At 60.2% G+C, this 14,783-nt stretch carries 13 protein-coding genes; 3 read left to right on the top strand and 10 right to left on the bottom strand.

Annotation, left to right across the window (positions count from 1 at the left end; all coding sequences use genetic code 11):
* From ABJN75_RS10605 to ABJN75_RS10645, 9 genes are all read right to left on the bottom strand, one after another.
* Nucleotides 1-1,215: beta-galactosidase (locus ABJN75_RS10605; protein ID WP_348439479.1), on the bottom strand; the 1,215-nt coding region annotated here is incomplete at its 3' end.
* Nucleotides 1,216-1,237: 22 nt separating this feature from the next.
* Nucleotides 1,238-2,125 (bottom strand): SMP-30/gluconolactonase/LRE family protein, encoded by an 888-nt coding sequence (locus ABJN75_RS10610; protein ID WP_348439481.1) that lies wholly within the window; start codon nucleotides 2,123-2,125, stop codon nucleotides 1,238-1,240.
* Entirely contained in the window at nucleotides 2,122-2,760 is a 639-nt protein-coding gene (locus ABJN75_RS10615) for a 2-dehydro-3-deoxy-6-phosphogalactonate aldolase (protein WP_348439483.1), read from the bottom strand. Before ABJN75_RS10615 ends, ABJN75_RS10610 begins: the two co-directional genes overlap by 4 nt.
* A complete protein-coding gene (locus ABJN75_RS10620) occupies nucleotides 2,757-3,689 on the bottom strand; it encodes a 2-dehydro-3-deoxygalactonokinase (RefSeq protein WP_348439485.1) in 933 nt (310 codons plus the stop codon). The genes ABJN75_RS10615 and ABJN75_RS10620 overlap by 4 nt, the downstream gene beginning before the upstream one ends.
* The gene (locus ABJN75_RS10625; protein ID WP_348439487.1) at nucleotides 3,686-4,456 is read right to left on the bottom strand and encodes an SDR family oxidoreductase; all 771 of its coding nucleotides are present in this window, start codon (nucleotides 4,454-4,456) and stop codon (nucleotides 3,686-3,688) included. The genes ABJN75_RS10620 and ABJN75_RS10625 overlap by 4 nt, the downstream gene beginning before the upstream one ends.
* Nucleotides 4,449-6,602: an alpha-galactosidase gene (locus ABJN75_RS10630; RefSeq protein WP_348439489.1), complete on the bottom strand. Its 2,154-nt coding sequence runs from the start codon at nucleotides 6,600-6,602 to the stop codon at nucleotides 4,449-4,451. The genes ABJN75_RS10625 and ABJN75_RS10630 overlap by 8 nt, the downstream gene beginning before the upstream one ends.
* Before the next feature lies 1 nt (nucleotide 6,603).
* Nucleotides 6,604-7,452 carry a carbohydrate ABC transporter permease gene (locus ABJN75_RS10635; protein ID WP_348439491.1) on the bottom strand — a complete coding sequence of 283 codons (849 nt, stop codon included), beginning with the start codon at nucleotides 7,450-7,452 and terminating at the stop codon, nucleotides 6,604-6,606.
* Nucleotides 7,452-8,384, bottom strand: coding sequence for a sugar ABC transporter permease (locus ABJN75_RS10640; RefSeq protein ID WP_348439493.1), 933 nt, complete (start codon nucleotides 8,382-8,384; stop codon nucleotides 7,452-7,454). Before ABJN75_RS10640 ends, ABJN75_RS10635 begins: the two co-directional genes overlap by 1 nt.
* Nucleotides 8,385-8,495: 111 nt before the next feature.
* Nucleotides 8,496-9,734: an ABC transporter substrate-binding protein gene (locus ABJN75_RS10645; RefSeq protein WP_348439495.1), complete on the bottom strand. Its 1,239-nt coding sequence runs from the start codon at nucleotides 9,732-9,734 to the stop codon at nucleotides 8,496-8,498.
* 342 nt (nucleotides 9,735-10,076) lie between these two features.
* Here ABJN75_RS10645 and ABJN75_RS10650 point away from each other — a divergent pair, with 342 nt between their 5' ends.
* Both ABJN75_RS10650 and ugpC read left to right on the top strand, forming a co-directional pair.
* Nucleotides 10,077-10,826: an IclR family transcriptional regulator gene (locus ABJN75_RS10650; RefSeq protein WP_348439548.1), complete on the top strand. Its 750-nt coding sequence runs from the start codon at nucleotides 10,077-10,079 to the stop codon at nucleotides 10,824-10,826.
* A gap of 88 nt (nucleotides 10,827-10,914) precedes the next feature.
* Nucleotides 10,915-12,000, top strand: coding sequence for a sn-glycerol-3-phosphate ABC transporter ATP-binding protein UgpC (gene ugpC, locus ABJN75_RS10655; RefSeq protein ID WP_348439497.1), 1,086 nt, complete (start codon nucleotides 10,915-10,917; stop codon nucleotides 11,998-12,000).
* Nucleotides 12,001-12,079: 79 nt separating this feature from the next.
* On the opposite strand, the gene ABJN75_RS10660 is transcribed toward ugpC, so the two are convergent.
* Nucleotides 12,080-13,708 (bottom strand): long-chain-fatty-acid--CoA ligase, encoded by a 1,629-nt coding sequence (locus ABJN75_RS10660; protein WP_348439499.1) that lies wholly within the window; start codon nucleotides 13,706-13,708, stop codon nucleotides 12,080-12,082.
* A gap of 318 nt (nucleotides 13,709-14,026) precedes the next feature.
* On the opposite strand from ABJN75_RS10660, the gene ABJN75_RS10665 reads away from it, so the two are divergent.
* Nucleotides 14,027-14,761: a LuxR C-terminal-related transcriptional regulator gene (locus ABJN75_RS10665; RefSeq protein WP_348439501.1), complete on the top strand. Its 735-nt coding sequence runs from the start codon at nucleotides 14,027-14,029 to the stop codon at nucleotides 14,759-14,761.
* Nucleotides 14,762-14,783 lie beyond the last annotated feature (22 nt).

The following is a 14,783-nucleotide window of genomic DNA, read 5'->3' on the forward strand; positions in this document are numbered from 1 at the left end:
CAGCGCCACCCGGGCCTGGGCAGTGCCGACCTCGGGCAGCGCTTCAATTTCGGTCGCCACGTCCTTGGCTTCGGTCAGTCCCAGTGCCTCGACGCTGTCCGGTCGCAGCAGGCCGGCGTGCATCTGCTCCTGAGCAAAGGGCGCCTGGCGCCAGCGAAAATAGCAGACCGCTTCGGCGCCATGAGCAAAGGCCTCCCAGCTCCATAGCCGCACCATGCCCGGAAGCGGCGCCGGATTGTACGGTGCCCAGTTCACCGGACCCGGCTGCTGCTCCATCACCCACCAGCGCTCCCGGCCAACAGCTCGGTAGAGATCATGATGAAAAGCCTGGAAATCAGGGTCCCCCTGTCGGGCAAAGCGGCGTTTCCAGTCATCACACGCATCCGAACGATCTTCAAGAAAGCCCAACGGATAGCTATCCCAACTGGCGATGTCCAGATCCGCTCCGACCCGGTAATGGTCGAAATCGGTGATTCGCGCCATGTAGTTGTGTACAAGCGGTGCATCCGAGTGCTGGCGCAGGATCTCAACCTGAAGACGATTGAACGCGACCACCTGGTCCGAGCTGAAGCGGCGAAAATCCAGTAAGTGTGACGGGTTTGGCTCGGTCACGGTCAGGTTCGGCAATTCGATTTCGCTGAATTCGGAGACTTCCATCGACCAGAACACATTGCCCCAGGCACGGTTGAGCGCTTCGGGCGACTGGTATTTGCGGTGCAGCCAGGCCTGGAATCCGCTGCGGGCGGCGGCTGAATAGGACAGCGTGGTGTTGTGGCAGTCATACTCATTGTCGGTCTGCCAGGCGCAAACCCCCGGATGCTCGCCAAAGCCGCGGGCCAGCGCCAGGGTGATACGTTGGCATTCCTCGAGATAGCCTTCATGGGAGAAGTCATAATGCCGTCGCGAGCCGAATTTTCGCACCGAACCGTCGGCGCCGACCGGCAACATATCCGGCATTTCGTCCACCAGCCATTTCGGCGGCGTCGCCGTCGGCGTTCCCAGCACCACTTTCAGTCCTGCGGCATGCAGCGTGTCGATAGCGCGGCGGAGCCAGTCGAAATCATAGGTCCCGCGTTTGGGTTCAAGCCGCGACCAGGCAAATTCGCCGATGCGGACATGGGTCAGACCGAGCTTTGCCATGCGCAAAGCATCCTGCGCCCATTGGGCTTCGGGCCAATGTTCGGGATAGTAGCAAACACCGAGTGTCCGTTTCATCGTCGCACTCTTCCAGATAAATTCACAGGCTGTAGTCCGGCTCGAACCGTCCCTTGACCGGATGGCCAAGCAGGAATGTCGAGCCGGCGTTCGGATCCTGGTCAAGCTGTTCCGCCGACAGGTTTTCCCGTGCCGAGGTCACCAGCAGCCGGTTGGCGGTCTCGCCGACGAAGGCCGGGCAAGTTGTCTGGCTGGCAGGCACCTCGAGCGAGATGATGCGCTTGCCCTCTGGCGAATAGGCATCGATGCATCCGGCGCCCCAGCGGGCGTTCCAGATGGTCCCCTCGGCGTCGCAAATCGAGCCATCAAGCCCGCCTTTGCCGCGATGCTCATAAAACACAGCCGGTTCGCCAACTGGCAGCGCGGTGGCCGGATCGATCTCCACTCGCATCAGTTGTGCCGCATCGGTGTCGGCGAAATAGGCGACCGTGCCGTCAGGGGAAAAACAGATTGAATTGGGTATGGTGATGTCCGGGTAAAGCCTGCTCACCACCCCGCGCGCCACATGATAGATCGCGCCGGCCTTCGCTTCGGCATTTTTTCCCATGGTGCCGATCCACAAGGCGCCGCACGGGTGAACCCGTCCGTCATTGGAGCGGGTCAGCGGATTGTCGGCCTCGATCGGCGTGATCAGATCGAGCTTGCCGCTTGCACGCTGGCGCAGATGCAGCCCGGTCTCGGTGGCGACGATCTGACGCTCGTCATCGATCCGCGCCAGCACGCTGCCCATCTCCGGCAGATCGTGGATTTTGAAAGTTTCGGCTTCCAGCGCGTATTCGAACAGCTTCCGGCCGACAATATCGAACCACCACGCCGTCTCCGTCTGCGGATCATAGGTCGGTCCCTCGCCAAGCATGCTGACCGGCGTTTTCAGGGTCGATCCTGAAAATACTTCGTGTTGGGCGGTCATGGCTGGTCCTCCCCAAGTGCATCATAAGCCTTGATTGCCGCCTCCGCGCGGGCTGCAACTTCACCCGGCTCCATTCCGGCCTTGTAGAGACTGGAGCCGAGCCCGAAGGTCCTCACTCCGACGCGGGCATAGGCGGCGAAATCATCGTTTGAAACCCCGCCGACCGCGCCAACAGGAACATCTTTGGGCAGGATCGCGCGGATAGCGTTGATCCCTGACGGCCCAAGCACACTGGCCGGAAAGAACTTGAGCGCCGAAGCGCCTGCCGCGCAGGCCGAAAGCGCTTCGGTCGGCGTGAAGACGCCCGGCATCGTCACCATTCCATGAGAGGCAGCCTGGCTGATGACGCCCGGTTCGGCATTGGGGCTGACCATCAGTCGCCCGCCGACACTGTTGAGCCGGTCGACATCTTCAACAGTCAAGACCGTGCCCGCGCCGATTATCACGTTTTTCGGCGCACGCTTGACCGCGATCTCGATGGAGCGGAACGGGTCGGGCGAATTGAGCGGGATCTCGATTGCCGTGAACCCGGCGGCGATCAGTCCGTCGACTATATCGGCGGTTTCTTCAGGTTTGATGCCGCGCAGGATCGCCACCAGGCTGCGCTTCATTGAAGGAAATTTGATCCGTATCATGCGCGCTTGAGATCCCCACTCCTGTTTGAAAATCGATGCCAGGCTTCCACCAGGCCGCTTCGTACCGCCACATCGGCATCAATGTCGCGAACCTGGACGCCGCATTCCGACAGCGCCGCCTGGTAAAGCCGGTGCAGGGCGCCGCTGGCCACCAGCGCGATTTGCTCCTCGCCCTTGATGCCGGCGCCCGCGAATTCCGCGCCGATCAGCAATCCGGAAAGTCGCGCCCGGTTTTCATCCGGACCGCGATCATGCAGCAATTGCGCGGCGCGAATCGAAAACAGATGATGTGTGGTTTTTTCTGGCCGGGTCCATCCGTCGCGCACACCAGTCAGGAAGGCAGGATCGTTGGCGTCCACCGGGCCTTCGCCGCCGGTGGAATGGACCAGAATTGTCCTGGCGCTGATTGTGGCGAACAATTCGCCGGTCATGAAGGTTTCAAAGCCGGTCACCATGGCGCCATCCATGCTCACCCATTTCGAGTGCGTGCCGGGCATGCAGTAGCGCTCGCCGCCGGGCATTTCCAGATGCGCACCGAGCAATTGCGTTTCCTCGCCGCGCATTACATCGGGTTCGCTCATCGAGCGCACCGCCAGGCCGGGTATGATGATGATCTGGCGCGCAACATCCGGCACGATTGTGGCGTGCCGGCTAATGGTCGTCACATCGGCGGGGGTATCGATATAGCCGGCTTCCACCCATCCTTGCCGGGATCCCGCCATGCCGCAGATGACCACCGGCAGCGTTTCGGGGATCGACAATGCGCTCAGATGGCTTTCCAGAACTGTCTCGAAACCACGTTCCGCGACTTCGTTCATGCCCTCATCGCTGCGGTGTTCGGAAAGCACGGTGCCGTCATTTGACATCAGCCACAGCCGGAAACTCGACGTGCCCCAGTCGACCGCGATGATGGCGGGCGTCGTACTCACATCATGCCTCCATCGGCAATCAGCACTTGCGCGGTGATCATGGCGGACGCATTCGAAGCCAGGAACAGGCAGGGACCAACCATGTCTTCGGGTTCGATTGTCCGCTTGAGGCATTGCCGGTCGAGCATCTCCGCAAGTCCCTCTTCGGTGACCCACAGTTTCTTCTGGCGCTCTGTCATCACCCAGCCCGGGGCAATCGCGTTGACGCGAATTCCATCGGGGCCGAGTCGCCCGGCAAGCCCCTTGGTGAGGCCGACGATGCCTGCCTTGGCCGCGGTGTAGGCCGGCATTGCGCCGATGTTGAGCATGTAGGATGTTGACGTGAAATTGATGATGGCGCCTTTTCCGGCCTCGATCATGCCGGGCGCCACCGCCTGCGCCACAAAGGCAGCAGGGCGCAGGTTTATCGCCTGGTTTGCATCCCAATAATCCTCGCTCATGTCGAGGAGATCGTGACGGTCATCGAGCGCTGCATTGGAGACCAGTACGGTGATCGCGCCATGGGCTTCATCGGCCTTTGCGCAGGCGTTGCGCAACTGGCTCAGATCGGTGAGATCGGCTTCGATGAACAAAGGCGCATGGTCGACTTCTCCGGCAAGCCGGTCCACCAGCGTCCGGCTGGCCTCGACGGCAATATCGATGAAGGCGACGCGGGCGCCCTGCCGCGCAAAGCCCTCGGTCAGTGCCGCGCCAATGCCCGATCCGCCACCGGTAATGAGCACCGAGGCGTCTTTCAGGTCTGGAAAAACTGCAGTCTGTTCAGGCATTTCTGACTCCCGTACCTGTTCGGTTTCCTTCAATCACAGTCATGGACGCTGGCTGTGAATTGGGCAAGCGCAGGCCATGGGTCATCAGGAACGCGCCCGACAAACGCACGCTTCCGCCATCGGGCAAGGCATTGACGATCCGCCGGTTGGCTCGTCGGCTGATATCTTCAGGATTGACCAGCTTCAACTCGTAAATGGCTTGAGGGTCGAGTCCCGCCGCGCGCAGGGGGCGCGGGAAGATTTGCGCTGAAGCCCCGGCCTGTCCGGCAAACAGGATGAACCGGTTTGCGCCAGCTCCCACCGTCATTTCCGCAAGGATTTCGCAATCATCGGATTCCAGCCTGTAATGCGAACCCGAAAACAGGAAATCGCGATTCAGTTTCCACCATCCGGTGACGCGGCTCAGTGTTTCTGCTTCCTCCTGGGTGAGTTCGCGCGGGTCCATCTCGAAGCCCATGTGACGCTGTGCCGCCACCCAGGCCCGGAAAGACATCGACAGCACTCGTCCGGATGTATGGCAATGGCGCGGGCCGACATGCGACCCCTGGGCTTCCGGGGCAATCCAGCGGCTGGCCTCGTGCTGCATTCGCAGCCGTTCCAGTGCGTCGTTGGAATCAGACAACCAGACCCGGCTGGCAAGGGTCAGCACCGCGAAATCGATGCGGCCGCCGCCCGAGGAGCAGCTTTCGAAGGCGACATCGGGATGAGCGTCGACAAGCCTTGCGAGCAGTGCCATGAACCCGCGCGCCTGGTCCGGATTGCCGCCGGTCAGCGGCCGGTTGTGATCCCATTTGACATAGTCGATGGCATGGGCCGACAGGATGGTGCTGATCTGCGCAAACAGATGCTCCCGCACATCTTCACGAGCCATGTCCAGCACATGCTGCTGCCGGCCGCTGGGCTGGTCGTCGGGACCGAACATATAGTCGGGATGGGCGCGGAACAGGTCGCTGTTGCGATTGACCATCTCCGGTTCGAACCACAGGCCGAAGCGCATGCCTTCGGCATGGACATGGTCGATCAGCGGAGCCAGGCCATCGGGAAATTTCGCCGTGTCGATCTCCCAGTCGCCGAGGCTGGAGGTGTCGTCGTTGCGGCCGCGGAACCAGCCGTCGTCAAGCACGAACCGTTCGGCGCCGAGACCGGCGGCCCGCGAGGCGATGGCCTTGAGTTCAGCAAGGTCGTGGCGGAAATAGACGGCTTCCCAGCAATTGTAATGCACCGGATGCGGTTGCCGACAGCGCTTCAGGCTGACCGGCGCCTGGATGGCGCGCAGATGGCGGTGGAACGCGTGCGAGAGGTCATTCAATCCCTGATCCGACCACGCCAGCATCAGCTCAGGCGAGATGATCTCGCCCTGCGCCAGTCCATCGTCAAGTATGCCGAATTGCACTTGCCGCCGGCCGTCAGGCAGCTCCTCGGCCAGCATCCGGTGTCCGCCGCTCCAGGCAAGCGTTGCGGCCAGACAGGTGCCTGCGTGTTCTCCGGTCGCGGCTGAGGCCAGTGTGACGCCGGGGAAATGGGCGTGACCGGTGCGGCCTTCGCGGCTTTCGCGGACATGTGCGCCGGTGCGGAACTCGGTTTCCTGACGCCGGAATTCGCCGCACCAGCGGCCCGAATGATCGATGATGCTGCTGGCCCCGGTCGGTGCGGGAACTGCCGGCGCGGCAAGCCAGCTGCTGCTCATGCCCTGGGGCAGCGTCAGGCGGTGCTCTAGATGCAGGATGCCGGTGGCGGGTTCGAGCCGTGCGGAAATGATCAGCTTGACGCCATCGGCATTGCCGCGATCAAAAAGCGTGAAGCGGACGCCGTCGACCCCGTCGGCCTTGACGCCGGCCATCGTCGGATTGGCGAGATAGTCGCGCCCGTCAGCAGTCTGAACAATCATGCCGGGATGACCCTGCCAGCCGGTGATTGCCAGCGGACACAGCGTCAGCGGCTGAAACGGATCGATCTGCCCGGCGCCAACATTTGGAATGGTTGCGAGCGCCAATTGGGAAACATCATCCTGTTCCGGCAAGCTGGCGCCGAAATGGACCAGGCACGGTACGCCGTGGTTGAAACTGGCGAAGGCGGCCGTACGGTCGCCTCCATCGAGCCGGTACACATCCGTGACCGTGAAGTCTGGCATGTCGGAAATGGTCATTTTAGCCTTTCGTGGCGCCAAGCGTCAGCCCGGCGATGAAATGCTTCTGCATCAGGAAGAACATCAGCACCGGCGGCATCGCGGCGATGATCGATCCGGCCGAAACCAGTTGCCACTGCGCGATCCATTGACCGTTGAGCGAATAGAGCCCTGCGGTGACCGGTTGCGTCTCGGCGCTTGTGGTCAGCACGGTTGCCCAGAAGTAATCGTTCCAGATGAAGGTGAAGATCAGCACAGACAGCGCGGCAATGGCGGGCCGCATCAGCGGCAGCACGATGTACCAGAAGATGCGGAATTCGGAGACGCCTTCGACGCGGGCAGATTCGATCAGTTCGAACGGCAGGCCCTTGATGAAGTTGCGCATGAACAGCGTGCAGAACCCCGACTGGAAGGCGATGTGGAACAGCGCCAGCCCGGTGATGGTGTTGTAGAGCCCGGTCGACACCGTGAGGTCGCGCACCGGCACCATCAGAATCTGGAACGGCACGAAATTGCCGGCAACGAACAGGAAGAAGATCAGCAGGTTGAAACGAAAGCGGTAGACCGCCAGTGCAAATCCGGACAGGCAGGATATGGCAACCGCGCCGATCACGGTCGGGATCGTTACCTTGAAGGAGTTGAGAATGTAACCGGCGATCGGCGAGTTGCGGAAGACATCGGCATAGTTCGAGAACGCGAGATAGCTCGGCAGCCCGAAATAATTGCCCGCCGCCAGATCGCTCGACGGTTTCAGCGAGGTCATGGCGACGCCCAGCAGCGGCAGCAACCAGAGCACGAGCGCCACCGGCAGCGCGATCTTGTAGAGGATCTGCATGGGCGCCGAGGTTTTCTCAATGGCAATGGGAAACATCACATGCCCCTTTCGTCGCGGATCATCTTCCAGATGAAACCGGAGATGAACACCATCATGATCGCGAACAGGATCACCGCGATTGCCGCGCCATAGCCCATCCGGTAGCCGTATTCCGACAGCGCCTGTTCATACATGTAGAACGACAGCACCCGGCTCGAGCCGTAAGGACCGCCGTCTGTCATGATCGAGACCAGATCGAAGGATCTGAGCGCGCCGATCACCGTGACGACAACGGCGATGAATGTCGCGGGCCGGAGTTGCGGCAGGATCACATGCCAGAGCATCCGCCATCCCCGTGCGCCGTCAAGCCGCGCCGCCTCGATCTGGTCGGGGGACACATTGTTCAGGCCGGTCAGATACAGGATCATGCAATAGGCGATCTGTGGCCAGAGACCGGCGGCGATGATGCCGTAGGTGACATAACGGTCATCGGCCAGCACGGCGAGGCCGGTGCCGGTGATCCATTCGACCAGATTGTAGAACAGACCGAAATTCGGGGCGTAGAACCAGGAGAATATCAGGCCGACAACCACCTGGCTGATGACGAAGGGAAAGAAGAACAGGGATTTGTAGATGCGGATTCCGGTCACCGTCTGATTGAGAAACAGCGCGATGAACAATCCGGCCGGAACCGCCAGCATATAGAGCAGCAACCAGATGATGTTGTTTTGAAGCGAGGTGTAGAAGGCGTCGTCATCAAACAGCTCGACATAGTTCTGAACGCCGATCCAGACCTTGGCGCCAAGCCCGTCCCAGTCATAAAAGCTCAGCCACATCGATGCGATGATCGGGTAGATGACATAGAGCGTGAACATGGCGATGCCGGGCGCGAGGAATATCCATGGCGCCATTGCGCGCTGGTTTTTCCTCCAGAATCCTTGTTTGCCGCTTCCGGTTCCGGCAAGTGCCGTCGTCGCTGACCCCGTCATGGCTGCCTCCCAGTATGCCGCCGGCCTTGCGCACGTTGCCGTTGTGCTACCGGTCATCTCAGGTCATGAAAATTGTGGCCGGGCGGCACATTCGCCGCCCGGTCTTTTGGCTTATTTGTAGATGCGCTGGCGCGCCTTTTCGAGGCGCTCAAGGATCTTGTCGACATTGCCCGGCTTGACCATGAACTCCTGGAAGCCTTCCATGCCCATCTTGGCCATTTCGGCCGGCGCGTCCCGGTCAAAGAACTGCGCGATGCCGCCATCTGCCGTCGAGAGCATCTCGAAGCCTGCCTGCAGGAACGGGTCGTCGCCAACCTTCGACTGGTTGTTGATCGGCAACTGGCCGAGCGCTTCGTTCAGCTTGGTCTGCACATCCGCCGTGGCGACATAGGCCAGGAACTTCTTGGCATCATCGACATTCTTGGCGCCGGCCGGAATGTGGATCGTGTCGGTCGGCGCTTCCTCGCCCCGAGGGATGCCCGGGGTGATTTCCGGGAAGGTCATGAAGCCCAGCGTGTCGTTGGTCATGCCGCCGTCCTTGAACACGGCTACGGCGAAGTTGCCCATGACATAGTTGGCGGCCTTGCCTTGCACCAAGAGTGATGCTGCATCCTGCCACTCGAGTGCGGCGTGGTCGGCGGTCAGGTAACCGGGCTCAACCAGCTTGGCCCATTCGGCGAAGGTGTTTTTCACCCGATCATCGGTCCAGGCAACCTTGCCGGCGGTGAGATCCATGTGGAAATCATAGCCGTTGGTGCGCAGGTTCATGTAGTCGAAGATGCCGGCTCCGGGCCACAGCGCCTTGGTGCCTGTGGTCAGGCAGTCGATGCCGGCTTCCTTGAACTTGGCGCAATTGTCGATGAACTCGGCCCAGGTTGCGGGAACGTCAACGCCGACCTGCTTGTAGACGTCCTTGTTGTAGTAAATCCCCCACTGGTAATAAGTGTAGGGGATACCCCACTGCTTGCCGTCGATGGTCATCGAACCCTTGGCCGAGGCCAGGCTGTCACCCAGATTGTTGTCGGTCCAGACGTCGGAGATATCCTGGAACTGGCCCGAATTGACGAAGGGCGCCATGCGGTTGCCGGCGTACCAGTTGGCGAGGTCGGGTGAGTCCGCCGACAGGAAGTTGCGGATCGATGTCTTGTAGCCTTCATGATCGAAATTCTGCAACACCACGTCGATGTCCGGATTTGCGGCTTCGAAATCGGCGATCACGGCCTCGAAGGCCGCGAGCGGTGCGGGATCGAAGTCGGCATAATATTTCACAACACGCGCCTCGGCGAATGCGGAGTTGGCAACTAGCACAGCCGCGGCTGAGCCAAGCAGCGCAGTTTTCAAGAGTTTCATTCGGGTCATCCTCCCAATGGTTAACTTCCGAGAATCCCGCCCGGAGTAGCAGCCACCGACAGAGCCGGTTTTACATCCGGGCCGAAGGACACCTCCCAGGATCCTCAAGCCAAGTCAGATCGTCTCCAAAAAATTCCATTATATGGAACACAATTTGACTATTCAGAATTATCAAACTATGGTGTAGTGAATGTCAAGCGGCAAAACACCATTGGATCTGTGTGGCCGGGGGGAGGGAAAGTGGACAAAGCACCTAACAGCGACACGGCGAAGCCGCAGTCTGTCGCGTCGGAAACTTCGCAACCGGCGGCGCGGACGCGGGCGCAACCCGATACCGGAACCCTGGGCAAGGCGATCACGGTGCTCGACATTGTCGCCTCAGCCGAGGTGCCGATGCGCTTTACCGAAATTCTGGATCGGTGCGATCAGCCGCGCGGCACGCTTCACCGGCAATTGAGCAATCTGGTTGAAGAGGGGCTTTTGAGCCTCAACCGTGATCACTCCTATTCGCTCGGCTTGCGATTGCTCAAATTTGCCGCCAAGGCTTGGGCCGGAAACCAGTTCCGCACCATAGCCGAACCTCATCTCAGGACGCTGCACGAGCAGACCGGTGAAACCGTGCATCTGGGTGTTCTGCGCGGCACCGAAGTGATCTATCTCGACAAGGTCGAGAGCCGGCAGGCCGTGCGCATGTACTCCCAGATCGGCAATGCGTCACCGGTGTTCTGCACCGGCGTCGGCAAGGCCGCGATGTCGGCGATGACCGATGATGCGCTTGATGAACTACTCGAAAAGATCACGTTTCGCCGGTTTACCGAACACACGATCATCACGGCGCAGGACCTCAGGAGCGAACTCGTCGATATCCGCAGTACCGGCAACGCCTATGATCGTGAGGAGCACGAGATCGGAATTCGCTGCGTGGCGGCCCCGGTCTACTCGCAAGATCGCAGTTTTCTTGCCGGACTCTCGGTCACCGGGCCGGCCTACCGGGTCTCGATGGAGGCATTGCAGTCCTGGGCAGGCATGGTCCGCCAAGCAGCCGATGCCATCATGGACGATATGGCGCCTCGGCTCGGCCCACGGACGTGACGTGATCGCTGATTGGAATGCACGCCGGAAATAATGGCGTCAACTGAAACAGTCCCGCCAGATGCGGGGTGGAGGAAAGGGAGAAAAAATGGCAGGGCTTGAACTCCGCAAGGTCAAGAAGTCTTTTGGAGCGGTGGATGTCATTCACGGCGTTGATCTATCCGTGGACGATGGCGAATTCACCGTGTTTGTCGGGCCCTCCGGCTGTGGGAAATCCACACTTTTGCGGCTTGTCGCAGGTTTGGAGGATGCCACCGGCGGGACGCTGGAAATTGGCGGAACCGATGTCACCAACATTGAACCCGCCGACCGTGGTGTCGCCATGGTGTTCCAGTCCTATGCGCTCTATCCGCACATGACGGTTGAGGAAAACATGGGATTCGGTCTCAAGATGACCGGCCATCCGCAGGACGACATCAAGGCGCGCGTCGCCCGCGCTGCGGCAATCCTGCATCTTGAACCCCTGCTCAAGCGCAAGCCCAAGCAACTCTCGGGCGGTCAGCGTCAGCGGGTCGCCATCGGACGGGCGATTGTCCGGCAGCCCAAGGTGTTCCTGTTCGACGAGCCATTGTCCAATCTCGACGCCGAACTGCGCGTGCAGATGCGGCTGGAAATCGCCAAGCTGCACAAGGAACTCGGCGCCACCATGATCTATGTGACCCACGATCAGGTCGAGGCGATGACGCTTGCCGACAAGATCGTGGTGCTGCGCGCGGGCAGGGTGGAGCAGGTTGGTTCACCGCTGCATCTCTATGATGATCCCGACAACAGCTTTGTCGCCGGTTTCATCGGATCGCCGCGAATGAACTTCCTGCCGGCCGTGGTTGAAGCCTCTGATGGCGAGACTTTGACCGTGCGGTTGACAGACATGGGTGACGTGGTCGTGCCGATGACAATCACCAGTCCGCATCCGCAAAGGGGCGCCGAACTGTCGCTTGGCATCAGGCCGGAGCATTTCGATCCGGCAGGCGCCATCCGGATCGAGACGCCGGTCGATGTCATCGAAAATCTCGGCGGCTCGTCTTTTGCCTATTCGCGATCCGAGGAAGAACTGCCGCTCACCATCGAACTGCGCGGCAACCGTGAAGCACGGGAGGGGGATCTGCTGAAAACCGGCTTTGACCCGGCCCGGGCATTTCTGTTTGACGCCCGCTCGGGACTGCGGCTGCGCTGACAGGATCGATACCCAACGACGGGCCCGCGCGCGAAAGCTTGCGGGCCCGATTGATGCAGCCGGGGAGCTCCGGCTCTGCTCAGACGGTCGGCAGATGATAGTCCTTCAACTGCTCACGCAAGGTGGTCTTCTGGATCTTGCCTGTGGCGGTGTGCGGGATTTCCTCAACGAACACCACATCGTCGGGCATCCACCATTTGGCGATCTTGCCTTCCAGAAAGTCGAACAGCGATTGTTTGCTCGGCGATCGTCCTTCCTTGACCACGATCACCAGCAGCGGCCGCTCGTCCCATTTCGGATGAGCGACGCCGATCACCGCGGCTTCGGCCACGTCCGGATGTCCGACAGCCAGATTCTCAATCTCGATGGTGGAAATCCATTCGCCACCCGACTTGATCACGTCCTTGGCCCGGTCGGTAATCTGCATGTAGCCATAGGTGTCGACATGAGCGACGTCACCGGTGTCGAACCAGCCTTCGGTGTCGAACTGTTCGGCGCCGCGGCCCTTGTAATAGGAGGATGAAACCGCCGGGCCGCGAACCTTGAGCCGGCCGAAGGTCTTGCCGTCCCAGGGAAGGGCATCGTTTTCGTCATTGGTGATTTTCATTTCGACCGTAAACGGCGGATGCCCCTGTTTGGTTTGCAGGTCGAGCTTTTCTTCGCCTTCCAGATGGCTGTACTCCGGCTTGATCGAGCACAAAGTGCCCAGCGGACTCATTTCCGTCATGCCCCAGGCATGGATAACCTCGACGCCGTAATCGTCCTGGAATGCCTGTGTTATCGCGCGTGGGCAGGCCGAGCCGCCGATAACCACGCGGGAGAGATCAGGCAATTTGCCGCCATGCTTTTCCATGTGTTGAAGCAACATCAGCCATATCGTCGGCACCGCCGCCGTGATCGTGACTTTCTCCTTGGTCAGGATTTCGTAGACCGATGCGCCATCCATTCCGGGGCCAGGCATCACCATCGCGCAGCCGGACATGGGGCCTGAAAACGCTGTCGACCAGCCATTGGCATGAAACAGGGGAACCACCGGCATCAGCCGGTCGCGCGAAGCCAGGTTCAGCATGTCCGGGCCAAGCGCCGTCATGGCATGCAGGACGTTGGACCGGTGGGAATACACCACGCCCTTCGGGTCACCCGTGGTGCCCGATGTGTAGCACATGCCCGCAGCCGTTCTCTCGTCGAAGTCAGCCCAGGCGAAATCGCCGTCGGCATCAGCGATATAGCTTTCATAGGAAACCGCGTTCTTGAGCGAGGATTCCGGCATGTGCGCGTCATCGGTCAGGATGACAACGCGCTCGATGCTTGGCACTTTCGGAACGATCATCTCGGCCAGTTTGACAAAGGTGAGATCGACAAACAGCATCTTGTCTTCGGCATCGTTCATGATCCAGGCGATCTGGTCGGGAAACAGCCTGGGGTTGAGGGTGTGGTAAATCGCACCAATACCCATGATTCCGTACCAGGTCTCCAGATGCCGCCAGGTATTCCAGGCCATTGTTGCAACGCGGTCGCCGAGGACCAGGCCATCCTGCTTCAGCCGTTGCGCCAGTTTGAGCGAGCGACCGTGAATTTCGCTGTAGTTCGTCCGGTGAAAAGGTCCTTCCACCGAACGGGACACCACCTCCCGCTTGCCGTGATAGGTGGCGGCATGGTCAATCACCTTGTGGCAAAGCAACGGCCAGTCCTGCATCATTCCAAGCATGATATCCCCTTTGATTTTTCCTCATCCAGTTTCTGACTCTATGACTTTTAAGCCGTGCCGGACAACATCAAAGTATCCCGGGTGCCAGGTTTTGCATCTCTCCCAATTTGGTATAATCTGGAACGTCACTGGCCGGAGACCCCGCTGGTCGTGGAACTGGTCCGAATTGGAAAAAATGCATCCAGATACCAGTGGGCTGGAAGATTTTGGCGGGCGGGTGAACCAGTTGTCGTGTGAAATGGAAGCCAGAAGTGTTTTGGGTGAAGTTCGGTCCAGTGCAAACAAGCAGACCGGAGAGTTCACCCATTCGGAGTGCCGATGACCGGGCGGAAATCACGCGAGCAGGAAATCCAGGCCATGCGCAGGCGTCTGGAGCAATGCGTTTCGCAGTTTGATATTTTCAGGTTGCTTCGGGAGATCACCGGAATATCCGGTTTCAAATATTTCCTGGTGACAAATACGGCAGGCCCGGCCGACGGACTGTTCTCCGAGGCTGTCATCATCACCTCCGCCCCCACCGATCTGTTCCAGGCTTACGGAACTATCGGATCGATGACGGTTCATCCGCTGGCGGCGATGATACGAGGCACCGGTGCGCCATTCGAATACCGGCTCCACGAAACTGATTCAGCTCAGCCCGACAGTCCTCCTGCGGTCTCTGATGTGGTCCCCGCTCAACCCGATCTCGACTACTGGTTTATCATTCCGGTCTACCATCCCGACCACGGCCCCGCGGCCGTGTGTTTTCTCGGCGACCGGCCGCCGATGAGTTCTTGTGAAACCGCGGAAATGACCCTTCTGGGACACCTGATACATCACAAGCTGCGTCGTGTTTCCGCCGAACCGGTCAAAACCGCCTCTCCCCTGACCGAGCGTGAAAGGGAGTGCCTGCTCTGGACAGCAGCAGGCAAGACATCGGTCGAAATAGGCCGGATTCTTGATTTGTCGGAACACACCGTCAATCATTACCTGAACAACGTCGCCAAGAAGATCGGAGCGGTCAATCGAACCCAGGCCGTGGCCTTCGCCATGCGTCACGGCTTTATCGAATGATGCCGCCGGTCGTCATCCTCCT

The sequence above is a fragment of the Hoeflea sp. genome, assembly GCF_039975035.1.
In the GTDB taxonomy this organism is placed as follows: domain Bacteria; phylum Pseudomonadota; class Alphaproteobacteria; order Rhizobiales; family Rhizobiaceae; genus Hoeflea.